Genomic DNA, 18308 nt, shown 5'->3' with positions numbered 1-18308 from the left:
TAGATCTTTTTTGCATTTATAGGGTACTTAGATAGAGTGAATTTAAAGAGAAACAATCATATTTTCAACCTTTTCAACATACATCTGTAGTGTCATAGTAATTTGTTAGGCTATTTGAAAGGAGGAATTCATTTGTCACAGAAACAACATTTACGTTTTTCTGTTGAAGAATCGGTATGGTTTCAAAAGGGACAGGAAGTATCTGAACTGTTATCTATCTCATTAGAACCTGATATTGCAATTCATGAGCATGAGCAGTACATTTCAATTCGAGGTGCACTCCAACTTACGGGTGAATACAAAATAGATAATGAAGCAGAAGAGCATGATCAATTTAATTTTGCAAATGTAAGGTATGTAAATGAAGTTCAAACACGTGAAGATGGTATCAGCATTATCAATCATCGCTTTCCAGTTGATATCACAATTCCAAGTAATCGAATCGAGAATTTAGATGAAGTGTATGTGTCAATTGAATCATTTGATTATGAAATGCCAGAATTAAAATGCCTAAAATTAGTAGCGGACTTATCGATAAGTGGTATCTTAAATGATCAACCCCAGTCAACTGAGGCTGAAGATGAAGAAGGTGAGAGACAGGAAGAAGCGGTTTTTGAAGCGCTTTTCAGAGGTCCACAGTCACAAACATGGGATGCGCACGAGGGATCTTCACCTATCCAAACAAATACTACACATCCTTTCTCATCATTTTATCAGGAGGAAGAGACAACTGGGGAAGACGTGGACAAATTATCACCTTTGAATATCAAGCCGGAGGAAGTTCGCGAGGAAGAGGAAGAAGTAGAATTACTATCTACAACTAGTCATGACGATTTAGAAGTAGCTGCTATTGGAAGTGAGATTGTAGAAGAAAGTCAGGAAGATGAGCAGGAAGAAGACTGGCAGGACGAAGAGCAAGAAGGCCAGCAGGATGAACAGGAAGACCTTTACAATCCATTTGTTGTTGAGGTTAGGAAAGAGGAACAAGAGACGGTTGAACCGAAAGAAGTGCAATATTCCTTTTTCTCCAAATCGGAAGATCCCGCTAGCGGCGAAAATCAAGCGGAATCAGTTGAAGTTACGACACGTGAAGAAGAGGAACCAAAAGATTCACATTATTTAACAAGTCTTTTCGCTCGTGAAGGAGAAGATGATTTCTCAAGATTGAAAATGTGTATTGTCCAACAGGGAGATACGCTCGAGCTTATTTGTGAACGATATGAATTATCGGTTCAACAAATCCTTCGTGTAAATGATTTACAAGCAAATCAAGATGTATATGAAGGACAAATTCTTTATATCCCCTCACTTTCAACAAGCAAGTAATCTTAACGATTTAGAAAATCTTGATGAAACAGCATGAGGCTATCTTTCCTCAGCTGTTTTTTTGAAACGAAAAGATAATCAATGCTTTTTTACTTAGTTCTCATTTGAGGAGTTGAGGTGTCATTTGCGTTGGCGATAAGAATTGATGAAATTAAGCCATTATTAAACAATTATGAGATTGAACCAGAATACACGGAAGAAATTAGTCGAAAAGCGATTAAAGTTTACACGGATTCTGGTGCGTATGTATTAAAAAAGCTTTCAAAAAAATTCAATCCTGCTTTTGCAGATTCCTTAACGAATTTAGACGAACAACGATTTTCAAGTTACGTACCAATCTTGAAAAATAGACATCAGCAATTCGTTTCACAATATAATGGTGAGTTCTTTTATTTAATGCCCTGGTTGCCAAATGAAACAGATGAAGAGCTCGATGCTCGCCATCAATATTTATTCAAAGAAGTTGCAAACATTCATAGTCGTACTAAGAAGGAGATAAAACTTAACGGTCAAGAAGCAACGAGTCATTTTGAAACATTAACGAAGCGCTGGGAAGAATCTAAGGCTGTTTATGAAGCATTTGTTGAGCAATGTGAACAAAGACTCTATCTTTCTCCTTTTGAATTACAAGCTGTCACTTATTTTATAGAAGTTAGTCGTGCAATTGATTTCTCAACCAAGAAATTGGGAGAATGGTCTGAAAAGATGAAAGAAAAGGAACAGACAAGAGTTGTCTTAAATCATGGGAAAATTTCTGCCCACCATTTTTTATATGATGAAAATGGAACGGGATATTTAACTAATTTTGAGCAAGCGAGATATGGAGCCCCAATTGATGACATTCTTTTATTTATGGATCGGACTGCACAGACGTATCCTACTCAATGTGCGGACTGTGTAAACTGGTTTTATACGTATCAAAAAGGCTTTCCTTTTACAGAAGAAGAAATGCTCCTATTTTTAAGTTATCTTGCATATCCAGAGAGGATTTGCCGAAATATTAAAAGGTATATTCAAAGTACTAAACCACAATCTGAGCTAGAAAGTAATAAACAATTACTTAAATCATATTGGCATTTTAAAAATATGGAATACATTGTCATGAAAGTATTTGAAATTGAAGAGAAAAAGAAATTGAAGGATGAGTCATCGGGGGAATAATATGTTCTTCAAAAGCTAAATGTCAGACCATGTAATCTTTTTAGAGGATTGGTCTGACATTTTATTTTTTGAAGTAAAAGGAACTTGAAACTCCAGGTAAACTATAACCAATCGTAGCGAAATGCAATCGCAAGTAAAATTAATATTGCTAGCAAAAGTACATCAAAAGACGTTGGAAAGAAAATTGTACGAATGCCTTGAAAAATTGTTAATGGAATAATAATTTGGATTCCGACCTCGCGAATTTGTTTCAGCCATGGCGGGAGTGTGTAAGGATTAAACCGCCGTTTCATATCACAACTCCTCCTCGTTATTTGCCTTTTCTAAGTCTAACTGACATTAGATAGTAGAGCTTTTCTCTTTAGAAAATGAATCGTTATATAACAATGTAAATCAGTAATATATTTAAGGATTTATATATGATAAAATATGCAGTATACTTGTGATGGGTGTCTGTATGAAAATAGAGAAAAATGGCGAAGATATTGACGAAAAAAAGATTTATTTAGTAATATAGAGTAATGAATGTTTAGAGGGGACGTAAAGCTACGATGGAATCCTTCTTTTCCTAAGCTGGAAATATAGAAGCTGATTTTCGACTGCAAGTTTCCACTGATTTTATGAAAACCACTAATCGATAAATTAGATAAAATAAGAAACGTTGAATGGGAAGAGTACAATCGTTATCTCTTTACAGAGAGAGAAATCATTTGCTGGAAGATTTCTTAAGTAGATACATTGGAAGGTCGCCCAGGAGTTGCTTCTTTGAATGCTAGTAGGAGAAGCCGGTGTAGACCGTTATTATGTTGAGTGCATAGACTAAGAGTTAGCGCTAAAAATATATTTTTTGAACGGAGTTTCATGTCTAGCTCCAGCGCCTAGCCATTCATGAATAGAAGATAAAAACACCTTCTATTTACGAGCATCTTATTTACCCGAAGCTGAACAAGGTGCTTTGGCATTTCTTAATTGTCTATGAAAAAAGGTGGTACCGCGAAAAATATTCTCCTTTCGTCCTTTTAGTGGATGGAAGGAGTTTTTATATTTGTACATATAAGCTTTCATTCAATAAGCAATAAAAGCTGTATTTATATTAAGGAGGAAATAAAATGGGCAATAATGAACAACAGCATGAATTACCAACAAAGTATGATCCAAATACAATTGAAAAAAACCGTTATTCTTTTTGGTTAGAAGGAAAATATTTTGAAGCAACAGGAGACGAAACAAAAAAACCTTATTCAATTGTGATTCCACCACCAAATGTAACAGGTAAGCTTCATTTGGGACATGCATGGGATACAACGTTACAAGATATTGTTACGCGTATGAAAAGAATGCAAGGTTATGATGTATTATGGCTGCCAGGAATGGACCATGCGGGAATTGCAACACAAGCGAAAGTTGAGGCAAAGCTTCGCGAAGAGGGAGTATCTCGTTATGACCTTGGCCGTGAAAAATTTGTTGAAGAAACGTGGAAATGGAAAGAGGAATATGCAGGACATATTCGTGAACAATGGGCAAAGGTTGGTCTTGGCCTAGATTATTCACGCGAGCGTTTTACTCTCGATGAAGGCTTGTCTAAAGCAGTACGCGAAGTATTCGTCACTCTTTATAACAAAGGTCTAATTTACCGTGGAGAATATATTATTAACTGGGATCCACAAACAAAAACAGCACTATCTGACATTGAGGTTATTTATAAAGATGTCCAAGGTGCCTTCTATCACATGCACTATCCTTTAGCAGATGGTTCTGGGTCAATTGATGTCGCAACAACACGTCCTGAAACAATGCTAGGTGATACTGCTGTAGCGGTGCATCCTGAGGATGAGCGCTATAAACATCTTATTGGTAAAAAGGTTGTTTTACCAATTGTTGGCCGTGAAATCCCAATTGTTGGTGATGATTATGTTGATATGGAATTTGGTTCTGGTGCTGTAAAAATTACGCCTGCACATGATCCTAATGACTTTGAAATTGGTAATCGCCATAATTTAGAGCGTATTCTAGTAATGAATGAAGATGGCACAATGAATGCAAACGCAGGTGCTTATAATGGGCTAGATCGTTTTGAATGTAGAAAGAAAATTGTAAAAGACCTACAAGATCAAGGTGTCCTGTTCAACATTGAAGAGCATATGCACTCTGTTGGTCATAGTGAACGAAGCGGTGCTGTTGTTGAGCCATACCTTTCTACACAATGGTTTGTTAAAATGCAGCCACTAGCAGATGAGGCAATCAACTTACAGAACGCTGAAGATAAAGTAAATTTTGTCCCAGATCGTTTTGAAAAGACCTATTTACGTTGGATGGAAAATATCCGTGATTGGTGTATTTCACGTCAATTATGGTGGGGACATCGCATCCCAGCTTGGTATCATAAAGAAACAGGAGAAGTGTACGTTAATCAAGAGCCACCAGCAGATACTGAAAACTGGGAACAAGATAAGGATGTACTTGATACATGGTTTAGTTCAGCGCTTTGGCCGTTCTCAACAATGGGTTGGCCTGATACAGAGTCAGCTGACTTCAAACGTTACTATCCAACAGATGTACTCGTAACGGGTTATGATATTATTTTCTTCTGGGTTTCTCGTATGATCTTCCAAGGTCTTGAGTTCACTGGCAAACGTCCATTTAAGGATGTGCTAATTCATGGTCTTGTTCGAGATGAGCAAGGACGTAAGATGAGTAAATCATTAGGTAATGGTGTCGATCCAATGGATGTGATTGAGAAGTATGGTGCTGATTCACTCCGTTTCTTCTTATCAACAGGAAGCTCACCAGGTCAGGATCTTCGTTTTAGCTATGAAAAGGTTGAATCAACTTGGAACTTTGCCAATAAAATCTGGAATGCTTCACGCTTTGCTTTAATGAACATGGATGGCTTAACATATGAAGAAATTGATTTATCAGGCGAAAAATCTGTAGCAGATAAATGGATTTTAACTCGCTTAAATGAAACAATTGAACATGTCACAAAGCTTGCTGATAAATATGAATTCGGTGAGGTTGGAAGACATCTTTACAACTTTATTTGGGATGATTTCTGTGATTGGTATATTGAAATGGCGAAGCTTCCGTTATACGGTGACGATGAGGCGGCGAAAAAGACAACACGCTCAATTCTCGCTTATGTACTAGATAACACGATGAGGTTATTACATCCGCTTATGCCGTTTATTACCGAGGAAATTTGGCAATCACTACCACATGAGGGTGAGTCAATTACAATCGCGGCTTGGCCCACTGTCAACAGTGAATTGACAGATACGAAAGCTGCTGCTGAAATGAAGCTTCTTGTTGAAGTGATTCGTGCTGTACGTAATATTCGTGCGGAAGTAAACACGCCAATGAGCAAACAAATTCAAATGCAGATAAAAGCAAAAGACGAAAATGTGCAAGCACAGCTTGAAACTAATCGGGCGTACATTGAGCGTTTCTGTAACACAAGCTCATTAATAATTGCAACTGACATGACAACTTCTGAAAAATCAATGACAGCTGTTGTCACTGGTGCAGAGATTATTCTACCAATCGAAGGCTTAATTAACATCGAAGAAGAAATTAAACGTCTTGAAAAAGAACGTGAAAAGCTTGATAAAGAAGTTGAACGCGTTCAGAAGAAACTAGGGAATGAAGGCTTCTTAAAGAAAGCTCCTGAAAATGTCATTGCAGAAGAAAAAGCAAAAGAACAAGATTATGTTGAAAAACGTGAAATTGTGATTGCAAGAATTAATGAATTAAAAGGATAAGATTATCCAATCGGGTGGTGCTGGCTAAGCCCACTCGATTTTTTCATACACCAGAATTTATAAGTTTTGGCTTCGAGAATTGTCCAGCGCAAGCGTCCGACCCTCTTGGGTCTAAGCCTGAGGCTGATCAAGGCGCTTGCGCTTTTCTTAGAGGGGGATCAAGATGTTTAAGGATGCTAAAGATGCAATTGACTGGATTCATAGTCGCTTAAAATTCGGCGTAAAGCCAGGATTAAAAAGAATGGAGTGGCTGTTAGAAGCACTCGATAATCCACACAAAAACATTCCAACCATTCATGTAGCAGGAACAAATGGAAAGGGATCAACAGTGTCATATATGTTACATATGCTGACAGAGGCTGGTTATAAAGTTGGCACCTTTACTTCGCCATACATTGAAACATTTAACGAACGAATAAGTGTGAACGGACAACCAATCTCTGATCAAGACATGCTTGAGCTTGTAAATGAACTGAAGCCATATGTTGAGGAACTTGAAAAAACAGAGCTTGATGGACCTACAGAGTTTGAAATCATCACGACAATGATGTTTCTTTATTTTGGAACATATAATAAACCAGACTTTCTGTTGCTTGAGACAGGCTTAGGTGGAAGACTAGATTCAACGAATATTGTTGAGCCGATATTATCGATTATTACGAATGTAGGGTATGATCATATGAATATACTTGGTGAGACAATTGAGGAAATTGCTAGTGAAAAGGCAGGGATAATGAAAGAGAATGTTCCTGTAATTACTGGGGTACAAGATCAAGATGCATTAGCCGTGATTCGTAAAGTGGCAAATGAAAGAAGAGCACCATTATATCGATTAGGTGAGGAAATAACGATTATTGAAAGTGCTTTAAAAGATGGGAAGGAAGTATTCTCATTGGATACGCCTTTTAAACAGCACAATTACTTGATGTTAACGATGAAGGGCGAACATCAAATTAAAAATGCAGCTTTGGCAATCACTGCACTTGATTTTTTAAAGAGTAAAAATGCCATCGAACTAAATGAGGACGATATGATAGCTGGTCTCGAAAAAACGATATGGAAAGGCCGTTTTGAGACGATTAGCAAAGACCCATTAATTATTCTAGATGGAGCACATAATCTAGAAGGTGTTGAAAGCTTAATTCAGACAGTTAAAAGACACTATGAAGGGAAAAGAATTCATATTCTCTTTAGTGCATTAGCGGATAAAGAGTTTACACCAATGATCAATCAACTTCAGGCAATCGCTACTAGTATGACATTTACATCATTTGATTTTCCGCGAGCTGCCAAAGCGGTTGAGCTTTATCATGAATGTACACTAACAAATAAAAAATATAATGACTCATGGGTAAATGCGATAGAGGAAATTGTTCAACTAGAATATAAACAAGACGATGTATTTTTGGTTACGGGGTCTCTTTATTTTATTTCGGAGGTTAGGAATTATCTTATAAATGATAAAACCGTGTATTAATGGTCAAATAAAAGCTGTTGACAAGATGGCAACAGCTTTTGTTTTTTAGTAATAATCATGAGTAACATCAAGTTCTTCTTTATAAAGAAAGTTTGATCAAATAAGTAAACTGCTTTTTGCTCCTTCACTAGTTGTACCGCCACAATATTTTTCAAAATCAATATTATTTATTTTCTTCGAATGTATTCTCACATTATTTGGTGGGAAGGCGACGCTACCATCGACACAAATTTTTGAAGTAGAGTCAACATGTTCGAAATCAACATTATATAAGTTCACTGAACCCTTAATATATATAGATGTTTCACTTAGTCCTTTTATTTTTACTTTTCCACTACCATTATCACTTTTAAAATCTAAAGCTCCAATAAAAACAAGTATTGATCTCCTTATGCCTTGGTAATGTCACCAATAGTAGTACTACCATTGATATAAATTTTTGAGTCAGCGATTCCATTAATGTGCGATTTAAAATCAGTAGCACCGGTTATATAGAGTGTTGTATTGTCTTTAATTCCTTTGTTTAGTGTTTATTAAAAATTAAGTTAGAATTTGATGCGCGAGTGCTAAGAGATTCGCGGGCATCATTAGAGCAAGGAAGTTCACTTACAAAACTCATGAAGGAGCATTGGGTTTTCCCACCACTCATCGTTCAAATGATTGCAATCGGTGAAGAAACAGGAGCACTTGATGAAATGCTAGCAAAAGTAGCTGATTTTTACGAGGGTGATGTCGAACAAGGAACAGATAGATATAAAGTCCTTAATTGAACCACTGATGATTATCTTATTAGCGGGAGCAGTTAGGATTATAGTCACTTAAGATATGATTCCAATGTTTGATTTTTTAACAAAACAGGATTGGTAATTGTCAAAAAACAGATGTTTATAGTTAAAAAGTCTTGATATAATTAATTGGGTTAAAAAACCATAGTTATATTAAACTACGAAAAAAATGGGGATGGAGATTAATGATGAAAACAATGTTGAAAAATCAACGTGGTTTAACGTTGATAGAGTTACTTGCTGTTATCGTTGCTTTGTGGATTATTGCTGCGATTGCGGTACCTAGTATTGGGAATGTGATTGATAAAACGGATAAAAAGGCTACTGTTTCAGAGGCGATTCAAATTATTAATACGGCAAAAATTGCTAGAACTGAAAATCCAGCTTCTGCGTCATTTGACCAAGGTATATTATCTTCGTATTTAGATAATGTAGATGACGATTCTTTTACCGTTAAATATAAAGATGGTGAATATTCAATTGCAGGATACAATGCTGCACCTATAATTGACAGTACCGCAACTAAAACGACTGAAACTTCAGAAAATGATTTAATTTCTTATGGAAAAATAGGTACTAAAAAATGATACTTCCATTATTATTGTTTATCTACGGTCTTCTCCTAGGCTCCTTCTACAACGTAGTCGGTCTTCGTGTCCCAATAAATCAATCAATTGTCGCACCTCGGTCAGCTTGTCCAAGGTGTCATCACACATTGACGGCAGTGGAATTAATTCCTGTTGTTTCTTTTCTCAACCAGAGGGGGAAATGTCGAAAGTGTGGCACAAGAATTTCTCCTTTGTATCCGTTTGTTGAGTTGATGACAGCGGTTTTATTTCTGGTTTCACTACTACTTGTCGGCTGGAATTTTGAATTACTAATTGCCTTGACATTAGTATCGTTATTTATGATTATTTTTGTTTCTGATATTACATATATGCTCATACCTGATCGAATCTTACTGTTCTTTCTTGGACTCTTTCTAATTGAACGAATCATCTATCCATTAGATCCTTGGTATAATTCGATCATTGGTGGAATTGTCGCTCTTGTTCTCCTATTATCGATTGCGGTTGTTAGCAAAGGAGGTATGGGGGGCGGTGATATAAAGCTATTTGGCGTACTTGGCTTTGTTTTAGGGTTGAAAATCGTTCTTCTTGCTTTCTTTTTATCAACTTTAGTCGGAACCATATTTGGAATGATTCGAATTCTACAAGGAAAGCATAAGAAACGAGAACCAATTCCATTTGGACCATCCATTATGGTCGGAACTTTAATTGCCTATTACTTTGGGGATCAGCTCATTCATCTTTATCTTTCTTTTATTGGATATACTGCTGGAGGTTAATTTGATTTATTATGAAATGAAGCTTTCTGCATACTATTATCCGACACTAACCGACGTAGAGGATGAAATGCCAACTCTTGAAGTCCCACTACCAGGCTTAAAAAACAGCCCATTACTTCCATATATAAGTGAGGATAAAGAAGAACAATCTTAGAAATTTGACGAAAACTATTAAGGATAAGACGACAAATGTCTTGTTCTTTTTTTTAACCTTTCTGTTAGCATTATAGGCAAAATGATCGCACGTGTTTTTAGCAGGGAAGGGTGGTAGACAAATGGACAAGCAAACGTCAAACACGATAAAGATAAAAATAAATGGCACGGAAAGCGCTAGGGCACAGGCTAAAGAAACGACAGAGGAAATTCCTTTTACATCTGGGGATGAAAAGCTTGAGGCTGAAAAAGAGGTGGCTTCAGCAAAACAACCGCTAGACAAAGAAGATGAATTCCCATGGTTGTTACCAGATGTAGGTGAGGATGAAGTATTTATGGATGATCCTAAGGTTGTGACACCTGCAAAGGAAAAGAAAATCCTTGCGAAGCAAACCGTCACACCATATTTTTATCCAAACAAGAATAAAAGTAATTTTAGAAAGAAAATTGTCCAGCTGCCGTTAAAGCGAGTTTTGATGATTCTTTTAATGGCGGTAGGATTAGGCTTGCTGTTTGGTTATGTGGCATTAAATTTCCTCTCAAATGAAGACATGCCAGCAGCAGGAACACCTGCTAATAATGAAACAAACGATAGTACTCAAGCTCCAGAAAACGCTGATAAAGATGATAAAGATGATAAAGGCGCAGAACCGACATCAGCAACAGGAACAACATCAACAGCAACACTTCAATTATATGCTGTCCAAGGTGGGATTTTCTCAGCGAAAGAAAGTGCGGAAATAGTTGCTTCTGAAATAAAAAATCAAGGATTTGCATCGACTGTCCTTGAGAAAGATGGTACTTATACTGTATTTGCGGGTTTAGGAAAGGAAAAAGCTGAGACAGATGGATTAAATGAACTTTATAAACAAGGGAGTTTTAGTGAATTTTGGGGTGGAAAACAATTATCCCTAACGATTGCTACTAGTAGTTCCTCCGAACAGTGGGCAAGTTCTATTGAGGAATTATCTTCGTTTGCCTCTCAAGTAGCAAACGGTAATAGTGTCACCAAAGAAGATGTGAGTAAAATCGAATCAATTGTTAACGAAATTAATGCAAGTAATGGTGAAAAGGAGTTAGTTGAAAAGCTTCTGCAAAGTTCAGAGTATATAAAAAATAATAATGGCTGGGAAGCACAACAATTGCTGTTAGACGTGATGAGTAAATTAAGTATGTAATAAGAGGCGAGAACTAGGTAAGAATTAATTCAAACTCGTTTTCAATTACGGAGTTTGAAATATGACAAACCTGTGTCAAGTCTCTTTCTTTTTACTTTTAGAAGGGAAAAATGAAATTTAGCAAATTGTCCAATTGACATTCGTTTGGTACGATGTAATCGTATCTTCTAATCCGAAACAAAGGAAGGATGAAAACACCATGAATTCAAACCTCATCTTAGCTTCAGCATCCCCCCGCAGAAAGGAACTTCTTGAACTTCTTCGCATACCATTTGAGGTGATCAAAAGTGATATTGAGGAAATTGTTGACGAAAAGCTTCATCCTGGAGAAGTGGTCCAGTCATTAGCGCAGCAAAAAGCAGCAAGTGTTGCAAGCACAAATCAGGACTCATTTGTCATTGGATCAGATACCCTCGTTGTATATGGGGACCGTATGCTAGGGAAACCATTTAATGAAGACGAGGCCATGAAGATGCTCCAAATGTTGTCAGGCAAAACACATGAAGTATACACAGGAGTATCGATCATTCGAGGCGACGATGTCCATTCCTTTTATGAAAAAACAAGTGTTACATTTTTTTCGCTTTCAAATAAGGAAATTGCGGATTATGTCTCTACAGGTGAACCAATGGATAAAGCAGGAGCCTATGGAATTCAAGGATTTGGTGCTTTATTAGTAAAAAAAATTGACGGAGATTATTATTCTGTTGTCGGTCTTCCTGTTGCTCGAATAAAACGCGAGTTGCTGAAAATGGGGTTTAAACTCTGAGAGTAACTAGCAACACCCAAAAATAATATGATGAAAGTAATATTGGAAAGCAGGCCTGTTTTTAGGAATAAAGCGGTAAAGTAGGTTTATCATATAAATACATTTAAATCAGTCGATCGTAATACTTTATGAGCAGAAAGGGAAGCGAAGGAGGAAAAATGGAAGTTTCATCTTTTAAAATTCGCGATTACCCTGAAGAAGAACGTCCGAGAGAACGATTATTAAATGAAGGGCCCGACAAACTATCGAATCAGGAGTTATTTGCAATATTACTTCGAACTGGTACAAAAAAAGAATCAGTTCTTGAGCTTTCTCAAAAGCTGCTTAAACATTTTGAAGGAATCAGAATGTTAAAGGATGCATCTGTTGAAGAGATTACAACGATTTCAGGAATTGGAAAGGCAAAGGCGGTACAAATATTGGCTGCGCTTGAACTAGGGAAAAGGATGAATCGTCTTACGTATGATGACCGTTATGTGATTCGCTCTCCACAAGATGGCGCAAACTATGTGATGGAGGAAATGCGTTTTTTAAGTCAGGAGCACTTTGTTTGTTTATATTTAAATACAAAAAATCAAGTTCTTCATAAACAAACGGTGTTCATTGGGAGCTTAAATGCATCAATCGTCCATCCACGCGAAGTAGTGCGCCCATAAGGGCATTTAGAAAATCTGCATTGGCAACGCAGTAGGGAAATATCACAATCGTTACCCTATCATCAGCCAACTTATCCGTAAGGGAAACCAAGCGGGGAGTGTAGCATGTTGGCAAAGCCATAAGTTGTCTAGTTACCAAGGCACGACGGAATGGCGAGATGAAACTCATAGACAAGGATGAAAGCTGGATTGCTTAAATGATAGCTCAAGGGGGACTACGGGGACCTTCAGCGGGAGGTAACGATAAACGCTGAACAGAATATGCATGTTCTTTAAACACTTCGAGGAACATGAAATGATACTATTCTGACCAACTTCTTTATGGAAGAAACGAGCGAAAGTCACATCCGAAACTATGAATGGCTAAGTTTCTAAATGACTAAATGGGGATTGCCTAAGTTGGAACGCCACAAAGGCTATGACAATCGTGTCTAAATATCCAATAAGGCAACGGAACTCTCGTAGTAGTCCGAGATAGGGAAAGCCTATTACATGGCGAAGGAGAGTAGTTTATCTGGTTTAATGCAAAATTGGGAAGGAGCGTGAGGCTCTATGAGAAATCCAAAAGTAGTATTAAGCAGTCTAACTTCCAAGGCGATTGAAGAAAATTACACCTTTAAGCGATTGTATCGGAATCTATATAACATTGAATTTTTCTTAGACGCATATGCCAAAATCTATCCTAATAAAGGAAGTAACACCAAAGGTATAAATGAAGATACCATAGACGGCATGAGTGTAAAAAGAATAGATGCTCTTATTGAAAAGCTTAGAAATCAAACATATCAACCTAATCCTGCAAGAAGAACCTATATTCCAAAAAAGAATGGAAAACTAAGACCTTTAGGATTACCAACTTTTGAGGATAAATTAGTTCAAGCAGTAACCAGAAGAATTCTTGAAAGTATCTATGAACCTGCATTCTCTGAAAACTCACATGCTTTCAGACCGAATAGAAGTTGTCATACGGCTCTTAAGCAAATTAAACATACCTTTACTGGCACTCGTTGGTTTATTGAAGGTGACATAAAAGGATTCTTTGATAATATTGACCATCATACTCTTATCAACATCTTGAGAAGAAGAATCAAGGATGAAAAATTTATCAACTTGATTTGGAAATTTCTACGTGCTGGTTATGTGGAAGATTGGGTATTTCATAAAACATTCAGTGGAACTCCACAAGGTGGTATTATTAGCCCAACTCTCTCTAATATCTACCTTAATGAATTGGATAAGTATGTTGAAGAATATACATCAATATTCAATAAAGGTGATAAACGCAGGCATAATCTAACCTACCATAATCTAGCGTCGAAAATAAACTATCGTAAATATAAGAATAAACGTGAGTGGTCAAATTTAAATAAAGAAACTAGAGCTGTAAGGGCCAATGAATTGAAGGCACTTTACAAAGAGCTAATCAAACATGACAGTAAGGATCTGTTTGACCCGAACTATCGTAGAATGAAATATGTGAGATATGCAGATGATTTTCTTATTGGTGTAATAGCAAGCAAAGAAGAAGTAGAGAAAATCAAGAAGGATTTAACTGTTTTTCTAGCTGATAAACTAAAACTTGAACTAAGTGCGGAAAAGACGTTGATTACGCATAGCAAAAAGAATGCAAGATTTCTTGGGTATGATATTAGAGTAGCTAGAGATTGGCAAACAATGAAAATGCCTAATGGCACGAAAAAAAGAAAGTTTAATTTCCAAGCCAAACTCTTTGTACCTCACGAAAAATACATCAAAAAACTCATTGACCTTGGTGCATTAAGCCTCGGGAAAGATAATCAATGGAAACCGACTCATAGACCGTATTTACTCCGTAATGATGACATAGAAATCATAAGACAATACAATGCCGAAATAAGAGGACTGTACAATTACTATCGACTAGCTAGTAATGTGCATGTCTTGCAATCTTTCCGCCAAACCATGAAATACAGCATGATAAAAACCTATGCTAATAAATATAAGAGTACCGTTAGCAAAATAATTAACAAATTTTCTATAAACGGAAACTTTGGTATTCGCTACAAGACGAAAGATGGGCAACGTATTGCATACTTCATAGAACAAAGAATGGAAAAGAATACAAAGATTAATAATGAAGTGGTTGATATAGAACCGATTACAGTTCAATTTGGTGGCAGAACAAGTCTCATTGAACGCCTTTTAGCTGAAAATTGCGAATGGTGTGGTATAGATAATGTTTCATTAGAAATGCACCATGTCAACAAGCTTAAGAATCTAAAAGGAAAAAAGCGATGGGAACAAATCATGATTGCAAGAAATCGAAAAACGATTGCAATGTGTGTGAAATGCCACCATGACCTACACAATGGGAAGTTAGATTGATAAATGGAAAGCCGTATACTCTGAGAGGAGTACGTACGGTTTGGAGGGGAGTTCTTGGAAACCTGCTTAGGAAACTAAACAAGGCGCCGGGTTCTTACCCTACTTCAAGGAAGCGTTTAAACGCTCAGCGGCATCATTGATTTGCTTCCATAATCATCCTAGTGGAGATCCCTCACCGAGTAGGGAAGATATAGAAGTAACAAAGCGTCTCAGTGAATGTGGTAAGATATTAGGCATAGAACTTTTGGACCATCTTATTATTGGTGAACAAAAATTTGTCAGTTTGAAAGAAAAAGGCTACGTGTAATACTTTTTTTTTTGTGTAATTAAGATATAATAAGGTTTATGAGTCTTTTTTAGTTTGGAAAAACTCAAGTGAAATCAAGGAAATAGTAATGTAGTCAGATTCGTTAAACTAACCTCATTTGATGCAAAAACATAAACAGTTCAGAACTGAAAGTAGTCAAACCCTCAAAATGAAGAAAGTTGTATTCTGTCAATTTTCCTAAAAATATTAAAAAATATATATTCGTTTCGGAAAGGAAGATACACCCTATGTTTGGTATTGGTACAAGAGACCTTGGGATAGATTTAGGGACTGCAAACACACTCGTATTTATTAAAGGAAAAGGAATTGCCGTACGTGAGCCATCTGTCGTTGCCCTGCGAACAGATACAAAACAAATTGTCGCTGTCGGTAATGATGCGCGAAACATGATTGGTCGAACACCTGGAAATATCGTTGCTTTACGTCCCATGAGGGATGGAGTTATTGCCGATTATGAAACAACTGCTACAATGATGAAGTATTTTATTAAAAATGCAATCAAAACGAAAGGTACTCTCTCAAGAAAGCCGTATGTGATGGTTTGTGTTCCGTCTGGAATAACAGCTGTTGAAGAACGCGCTGTTATTGATGCTACTAGACAAGCTGGAGCAAGAGATGCCTATACAATTGAAGAGCCATTTGCAGCAGCGATTGGTGCGAATTTACCAGTTTGGGAACCAACAGGAAGCATGGTTGTTGATATTGGCGGTGGTACAACAGAGGTTGCGATTATTTCGCTTGGTGGAATTGTAACTAGTCAATCGATTCGCGTTGCGGGTGATGAGATGGATGAGGCGATTGTTACATATATTCGAAAAACGTATAACCTAATGATTGGTGATCGTACATCTGAAGCCATTAAAGTTGAGATAGGCTCAGCAGATTCTCCTGAAGGCGTAGAGAACATGGAGATCAGAGGGCGAGACCTTTTAACAGGCTTACCAAAAACGATTGAGATTACAGCAGCAGAAATTGCCGAAGCGTTAAAGGATACAGTGTACACAATTGTAGATACCGTAAAAAATACATTAGAAAAGACTCCTCCAGAGCTTGCAGCAGATATAATGGATCGCGGTATTGTGTTAACTGGTGGTGGTGCGTTGCTTCGTAACCTTGATAAGGTAATTGGAGAAGAAACAAATATGCCGGTACTAATAGCTGAAGATCCGTTGGACTGTGTAGCAATTGGAACTGGAAAAGCACTAGAGCATATTGATTTATTTAAAAATAGAGCTAGAGAAAGCCGATAATTTAGATTTAGCCTTTGCTGTCAGGCGATGTCCGTCATATTTCTACTGTTAGTAGAGGCAAGTTTTGAAACGGAAATATGAGTTAAGAGGGTGTTCATCATGCCACAGTTTTTCCTGAATAAACGCCTTATCTTGTTGCTAGTAAGTATTATTGTTTTAGTGGCATTGATTGGTTTTTCCATAAAGAAGGATCGAGAATTGTCTTGGCCTGAGCAATTTTTACAGGATACAGTAAGTGTTTTTCAGTCTATTTTTCATAAACCGGCACTTTATGTTTCGGATTTCTTTGAAAATGTAAATGATTTAAAAAATACCTATGAAGAAAATGAGTTGCTGAAAAGTAGACTTGACGAATATATGCAGCTAGAGACAGATCTTCAAGTGTATAAATTAGAAAATGAAAAATTAATGGCTGAGTTAGGTAATGTAGCTGACTTAAGAAAATATAATCCAATCTTTTCAACTGTTATAGGTCGAAATCCTGATAGATGGTATGATTATGTAGCGATTGATAAAGGTGCACAGGATGGAGTAGAGCCGAATATGGCAGTTGTCACGGCACAAGGGCTCATTGGAAAGGTGAAATCCATTTCACAGTTTACCTCTACTGTACAATTATTAAGTGCAACAGACCTTGAAAACAGAATTTCAGCAGAAGTACTTCCCCTAGAAAATAAGGAGAACGAAACTGATACCAAAAATAATGGTGAAATGGTGATGGGATTAATCGAAGGATACGACGAAGAAAAAGGTGCGCTTTTGCTTCGTCGCATTAAATCTGATGTGAAGCTTGTGGAAGGACAAAAAGTGATAACATCAGGTAAAGGTGAAGTTTTTCCTGAAGGAATTCCTATTGGTGAAATTATTGAGATTGAGCCGGATTCATACGGATTAGAACAAATGGCTTACGTTAAACCATCGGCAAATTTTTATGATATTGACCGAGTTTGGGTTGCAGTGCGAGAAGCGGCATCAACAGATCCTGTAGGGGAGCTTGGCAAGGAGGGGGAATCGTGAGACGTTTCATTCTTCCTTTCCTTGTTTTTTTTACTTTTATCAGTGAGAGTATTTTTGCTCATCTCATACATATTCCATTTGCAACTGAAGAGCAGTTTTACATTCCCCGATTTATATTAATCGTTGTCATTTTCGTAACAGTTTACTTAAATCGGACACAAGGAATGCTTTTTGGAATTGTGTTCGGTCTATTGCATGATGTCGTTTACATAGAAGTAATTGGGATTTATCTCTTTGCCTATGGATTTCTAGCTTATCTCATTTCAAAGGCGTTGATCGTTCTTCATAGAAATGCATTTATTGTTCTCTTTCTGACGATTCTATCGATTGCTTTACTAGAGTTTTATGTATATGGAATGAATTATTTAATTGGCACGACAAAGATGTCTTTATACAATTTTACGACATTGAGATTATTACCTACGCTTGCATTAAATGCTGTTGTTGCCATTCTGATAATCTATCCGTTTAAAAAATTCTTGTCAAAAATTAAGAGCGAAGAGTCTGAAGATATACGATAGATAAAAATGAGCATTTGCACGAAATGGGAAAATAAGCTGTTCCCTAATAGAAGGTGTTTGTCACCTTTAATTAGGGAGTAGCTTATGACTAGAGTGAATAGTTGATAGAAGAAAACGATGTCAAATGGTAAAACTTTATGATCTTTTTCTTCGTTTAGGAAATTATAAAATTCTTGTAATGTCGATAAGTGCACGACATCCAGCGCAAGCGTCCGGC

The 18308-nt window shown here is 36.9% G+C and carries 14 protein-coding genes, 3 pseudogenes and 1 other annotated feature; of the genes and pseudogenes, 16 read left to right on the top strand and 1 reads right to left on the bottom strand.

Going from position 1 to position 18308, the window contains the following annotated elements:
• Positions 1–132: 132 nt before the first annotated feature.
• Complete coding sequence (gene spoVID / locus K9V48_RS03955) at positions 133–1326, top strand: stage VI sporulation protein D (RefSeq protein ID WP_224137120.1); 1194 nt, start codon at positions 133–135, stop codon at positions 1324–1326.
• A gap of 117 nt (positions 1327–1443) precedes the next feature.
• Positions 1444–2487: a spore coat protein YsxE gene (gene ysxE / locus K9V48_RS03950; protein WP_224137119.1), complete on the top strand. Its 1044-nt coding sequence runs from the start codon at positions 1444–1446 to the stop codon at positions 2485–2487.
• Between the two features lie 101 nt (positions 2488–2588).
• On the opposite strand, the gene K9V48_RS03945 is transcribed toward ysxE, so the two are convergent.
• Positions 2589–2780, bottom strand: coding sequence for a YszA family small membrane protein (locus tag K9V48_RS03945; RefSeq protein ID WP_224137118.1), 192 nt, complete (start codon positions 2778–2780; stop codon positions 2589–2591).
• A gap of 359 nt (positions 2781–3139) precedes the next feature.
• Positions 3140–3509, top strand: a binding site (T-box leader).
• A gap of 87 nt (positions 3510–3596) precedes the next feature.
• Here K9V48_RS03945 and K9V48_RS03940 point away from each other — a divergent pair.
• From K9V48_RS03940 to mreD, 14 genes and pseudogenes are all read left to right on the top strand, one after another.
• Positions 3597–6245 (top strand): valine--tRNA ligase, encoded by a 2649-nt coding sequence (locus K9V48_RS03940; protein WP_224137117.1) that lies wholly within the window; start codon positions 3597–3599, stop codon positions 6243–6245.
• A gap of 163 nt (positions 6246–6408) precedes the next feature.
• Positions 6409–7722, top strand: coding sequence for a bifunctional folylpolyglutamate synthase/dihydrofolate synthase (locus K9V48_RS03935; RefSeq protein ID WP_224137115.1), 1314 nt, complete (start codon positions 6409–6411; stop codon positions 7720–7722).
• Between the two features lie 548 nt (positions 7723–8270).
• Positions 8271–8544: pseudogene (locus K9V48_RS03930) on the top strand (type II secretion system F family protein); the annotation flags it as partial.
• Positions 8545–8692: 148 nt separating this feature from the next.
• The gene (locus tag K9V48_RS03925) at positions 8693–9094 is read left to right on the top strand and encodes a pilus assembly FimT family protein (protein WP_224137114.1); all 402 of its coding nucleotides are present in this window, start codon (positions 8693–8695) and stop codon (positions 9092–9094) included.
• Positions 9091–9855 (top strand): prepilin peptidase, encoded by a 765-nt coding sequence (locus tag K9V48_RS03920; RefSeq protein WP_224137112.1) that lies wholly within the window; start codon positions 9091–9093, stop codon positions 9853–9855. Before K9V48_RS03925 ends, K9V48_RS03920 begins: the two co-directional genes overlap by 4 nt.
• A gap of 1 nt (position 9856) precedes the next feature.
• Positions 9857–10009: a hypothetical protein gene (locus K9V48_RS03915; RefSeq protein WP_224137110.1), complete on the top strand. Its 153-nt coding sequence runs from the start codon at positions 9857–9859 to the stop codon at positions 10007–10009.
• Positions 10010–10130: 121 nt separating this feature from the next.
• Positions 10131–11186 (top strand): SPOR domain-containing protein, encoded by a 1056-nt coding sequence (locus K9V48_RS03910; RefSeq protein WP_224137109.1) that lies wholly within the window; start codon positions 10131–10133, stop codon positions 11184–11186.
• A gap of 199 nt (positions 11187–11385) precedes the next feature.
• Positions 11386–11955 carry a Maf family protein gene (locus tag K9V48_RS03905; RefSeq protein ID WP_224137107.1) on the top strand — a complete coding sequence of 190 codons (570 nt, stop codon included), beginning with the start codon at positions 11386–11388 and terminating at the stop codon, positions 11953–11955.
• Between the two features lie 158 nt (positions 11956–12113).
• Positions 12114–12605 (top strand): annotated as a pseudogene (locus tag K9V48_RS03900) (JAB domain-containing protein); the annotation flags it as partial.
• Between the two features lie 558 nt (positions 12606–13163).
• Positions 13164–14975 carry a reverse transcriptase domain-containing protein gene (locus K9V48_RS03895; protein WP_224137105.1) on the top strand — a complete coding sequence of 604 codons (1812 nt, stop codon included), beginning with the start codon at positions 13164–13166 and terminating at the stop codon, positions 14973–14975.
• 103 nt (positions 14976–15078) lie between these two features.
• Positions 15079–15282, top strand: a pseudogene (locus K9V48_RS03890) (JAB domain-containing protein); the annotation flags it as partial.
• A gap of 248 nt (positions 15283–15530) precedes the next feature.
• Positions 15531–16553, top strand: coding sequence for a rod shape-determining protein (locus tag K9V48_RS03885; protein WP_224137103.1), 1023 nt, complete (start codon positions 15531–15533; stop codon positions 16551–16553).
• 99 nt (positions 16554–16652) lie between these two features.
• Positions 16653–17570, top strand: coding sequence for a rod shape-determining protein MreC (gene mreC, locus K9V48_RS03880; protein ID WP_224137101.1), 918 nt, complete (start codon positions 16653–16655; stop codon positions 17568–17570).
• A complete protein-coding gene (mreD, locus tag K9V48_RS03875) occupies positions 17567–18091 on the top strand; it encodes a rod shape-determining protein MreD (protein WP_224137099.1) in 525 nt (174 codons plus the stop codon). Before mreC ends, mreD begins: the two co-directional genes overlap by 4 nt.
• Positions 18092–18308 lie beyond the last annotated feature (217 nt).

Source organism: Metabacillus rhizolycopersici (assembly GCF_020075705.1).
The sequence above is the reverse complement of the archived record's forward strand: the minus strand, read 5'-3'. Positions and strand labels throughout refer to the sequence as shown.

Bases quoted from the DNA above. Each gene is read 5' to 3' on its own strand.
- K9V48_RS03945 (WP_224137118.1), bottom strand. From the start codon at position 2,780: ATGAAACGGCGGTTTAATCCTTACACACTCCCGCCATGGCTGAAACAA.
- K9V48_RS03940 (WP_224137117.1), top strand. From the start codon at position 3,597: ATGGGCAATAATGAACAACAGCATGAATTACCAACAAAGTATGATCCA.
- K9V48_RS03935 (WP_224137115.1), top strand. From the start codon at position 6,409: ATGTTTAAGGATGCTAAAGATGCAATTGACTGGATTCATAGTCGCTTA.
- K9V48_RS03925 (WP_224137114.1), top strand. From the start codon at position 8,693: ATGATGAAAACAATGTTGAAAAATCAACGTGGTTTAACGTTGATAGAG.
- K9V48_RS03920 (WP_224137112.1), top strand. From the start codon at position 9,091: ATGATACTTCCATTATTATTGTTTATCTACGGTCTTCTCCTAGGCTCC.
- K9V48_RS03910 (WP_224137109.1), top strand. From the start codon at position 10,131: ATGGACAAGCAAACGTCAAACACGATAAAGATAAAAATAAATGGCACG.
- K9V48_RS03905 (WP_224137107.1), top strand. From the start codon at position 11,386: ATGAATTCAAACCTCATCTTAGCTTCAGCATCCCCCCGCAGAAAGGAA.
- K9V48_RS03895 (WP_224137105.1), top strand. From the start codon at position 13,164: ATGAGAAATCCAAAAGTAGTATTAAGCAGTCTAACTTCCAAGGCGATT.
- K9V48_RS03885 (WP_224137103.1), top strand. From the start codon at position 15,531: ATGTTTGGTATTGGTACAAGAGACCTTGGGATAGATTTAGGGACTGCA.
- mreC (WP_224137101.1), top strand. From the start codon at position 16,653: ATGCCACAGTTTTTCCTGAATAAACGCCTTATCTTGTTGCTAGTAAGT.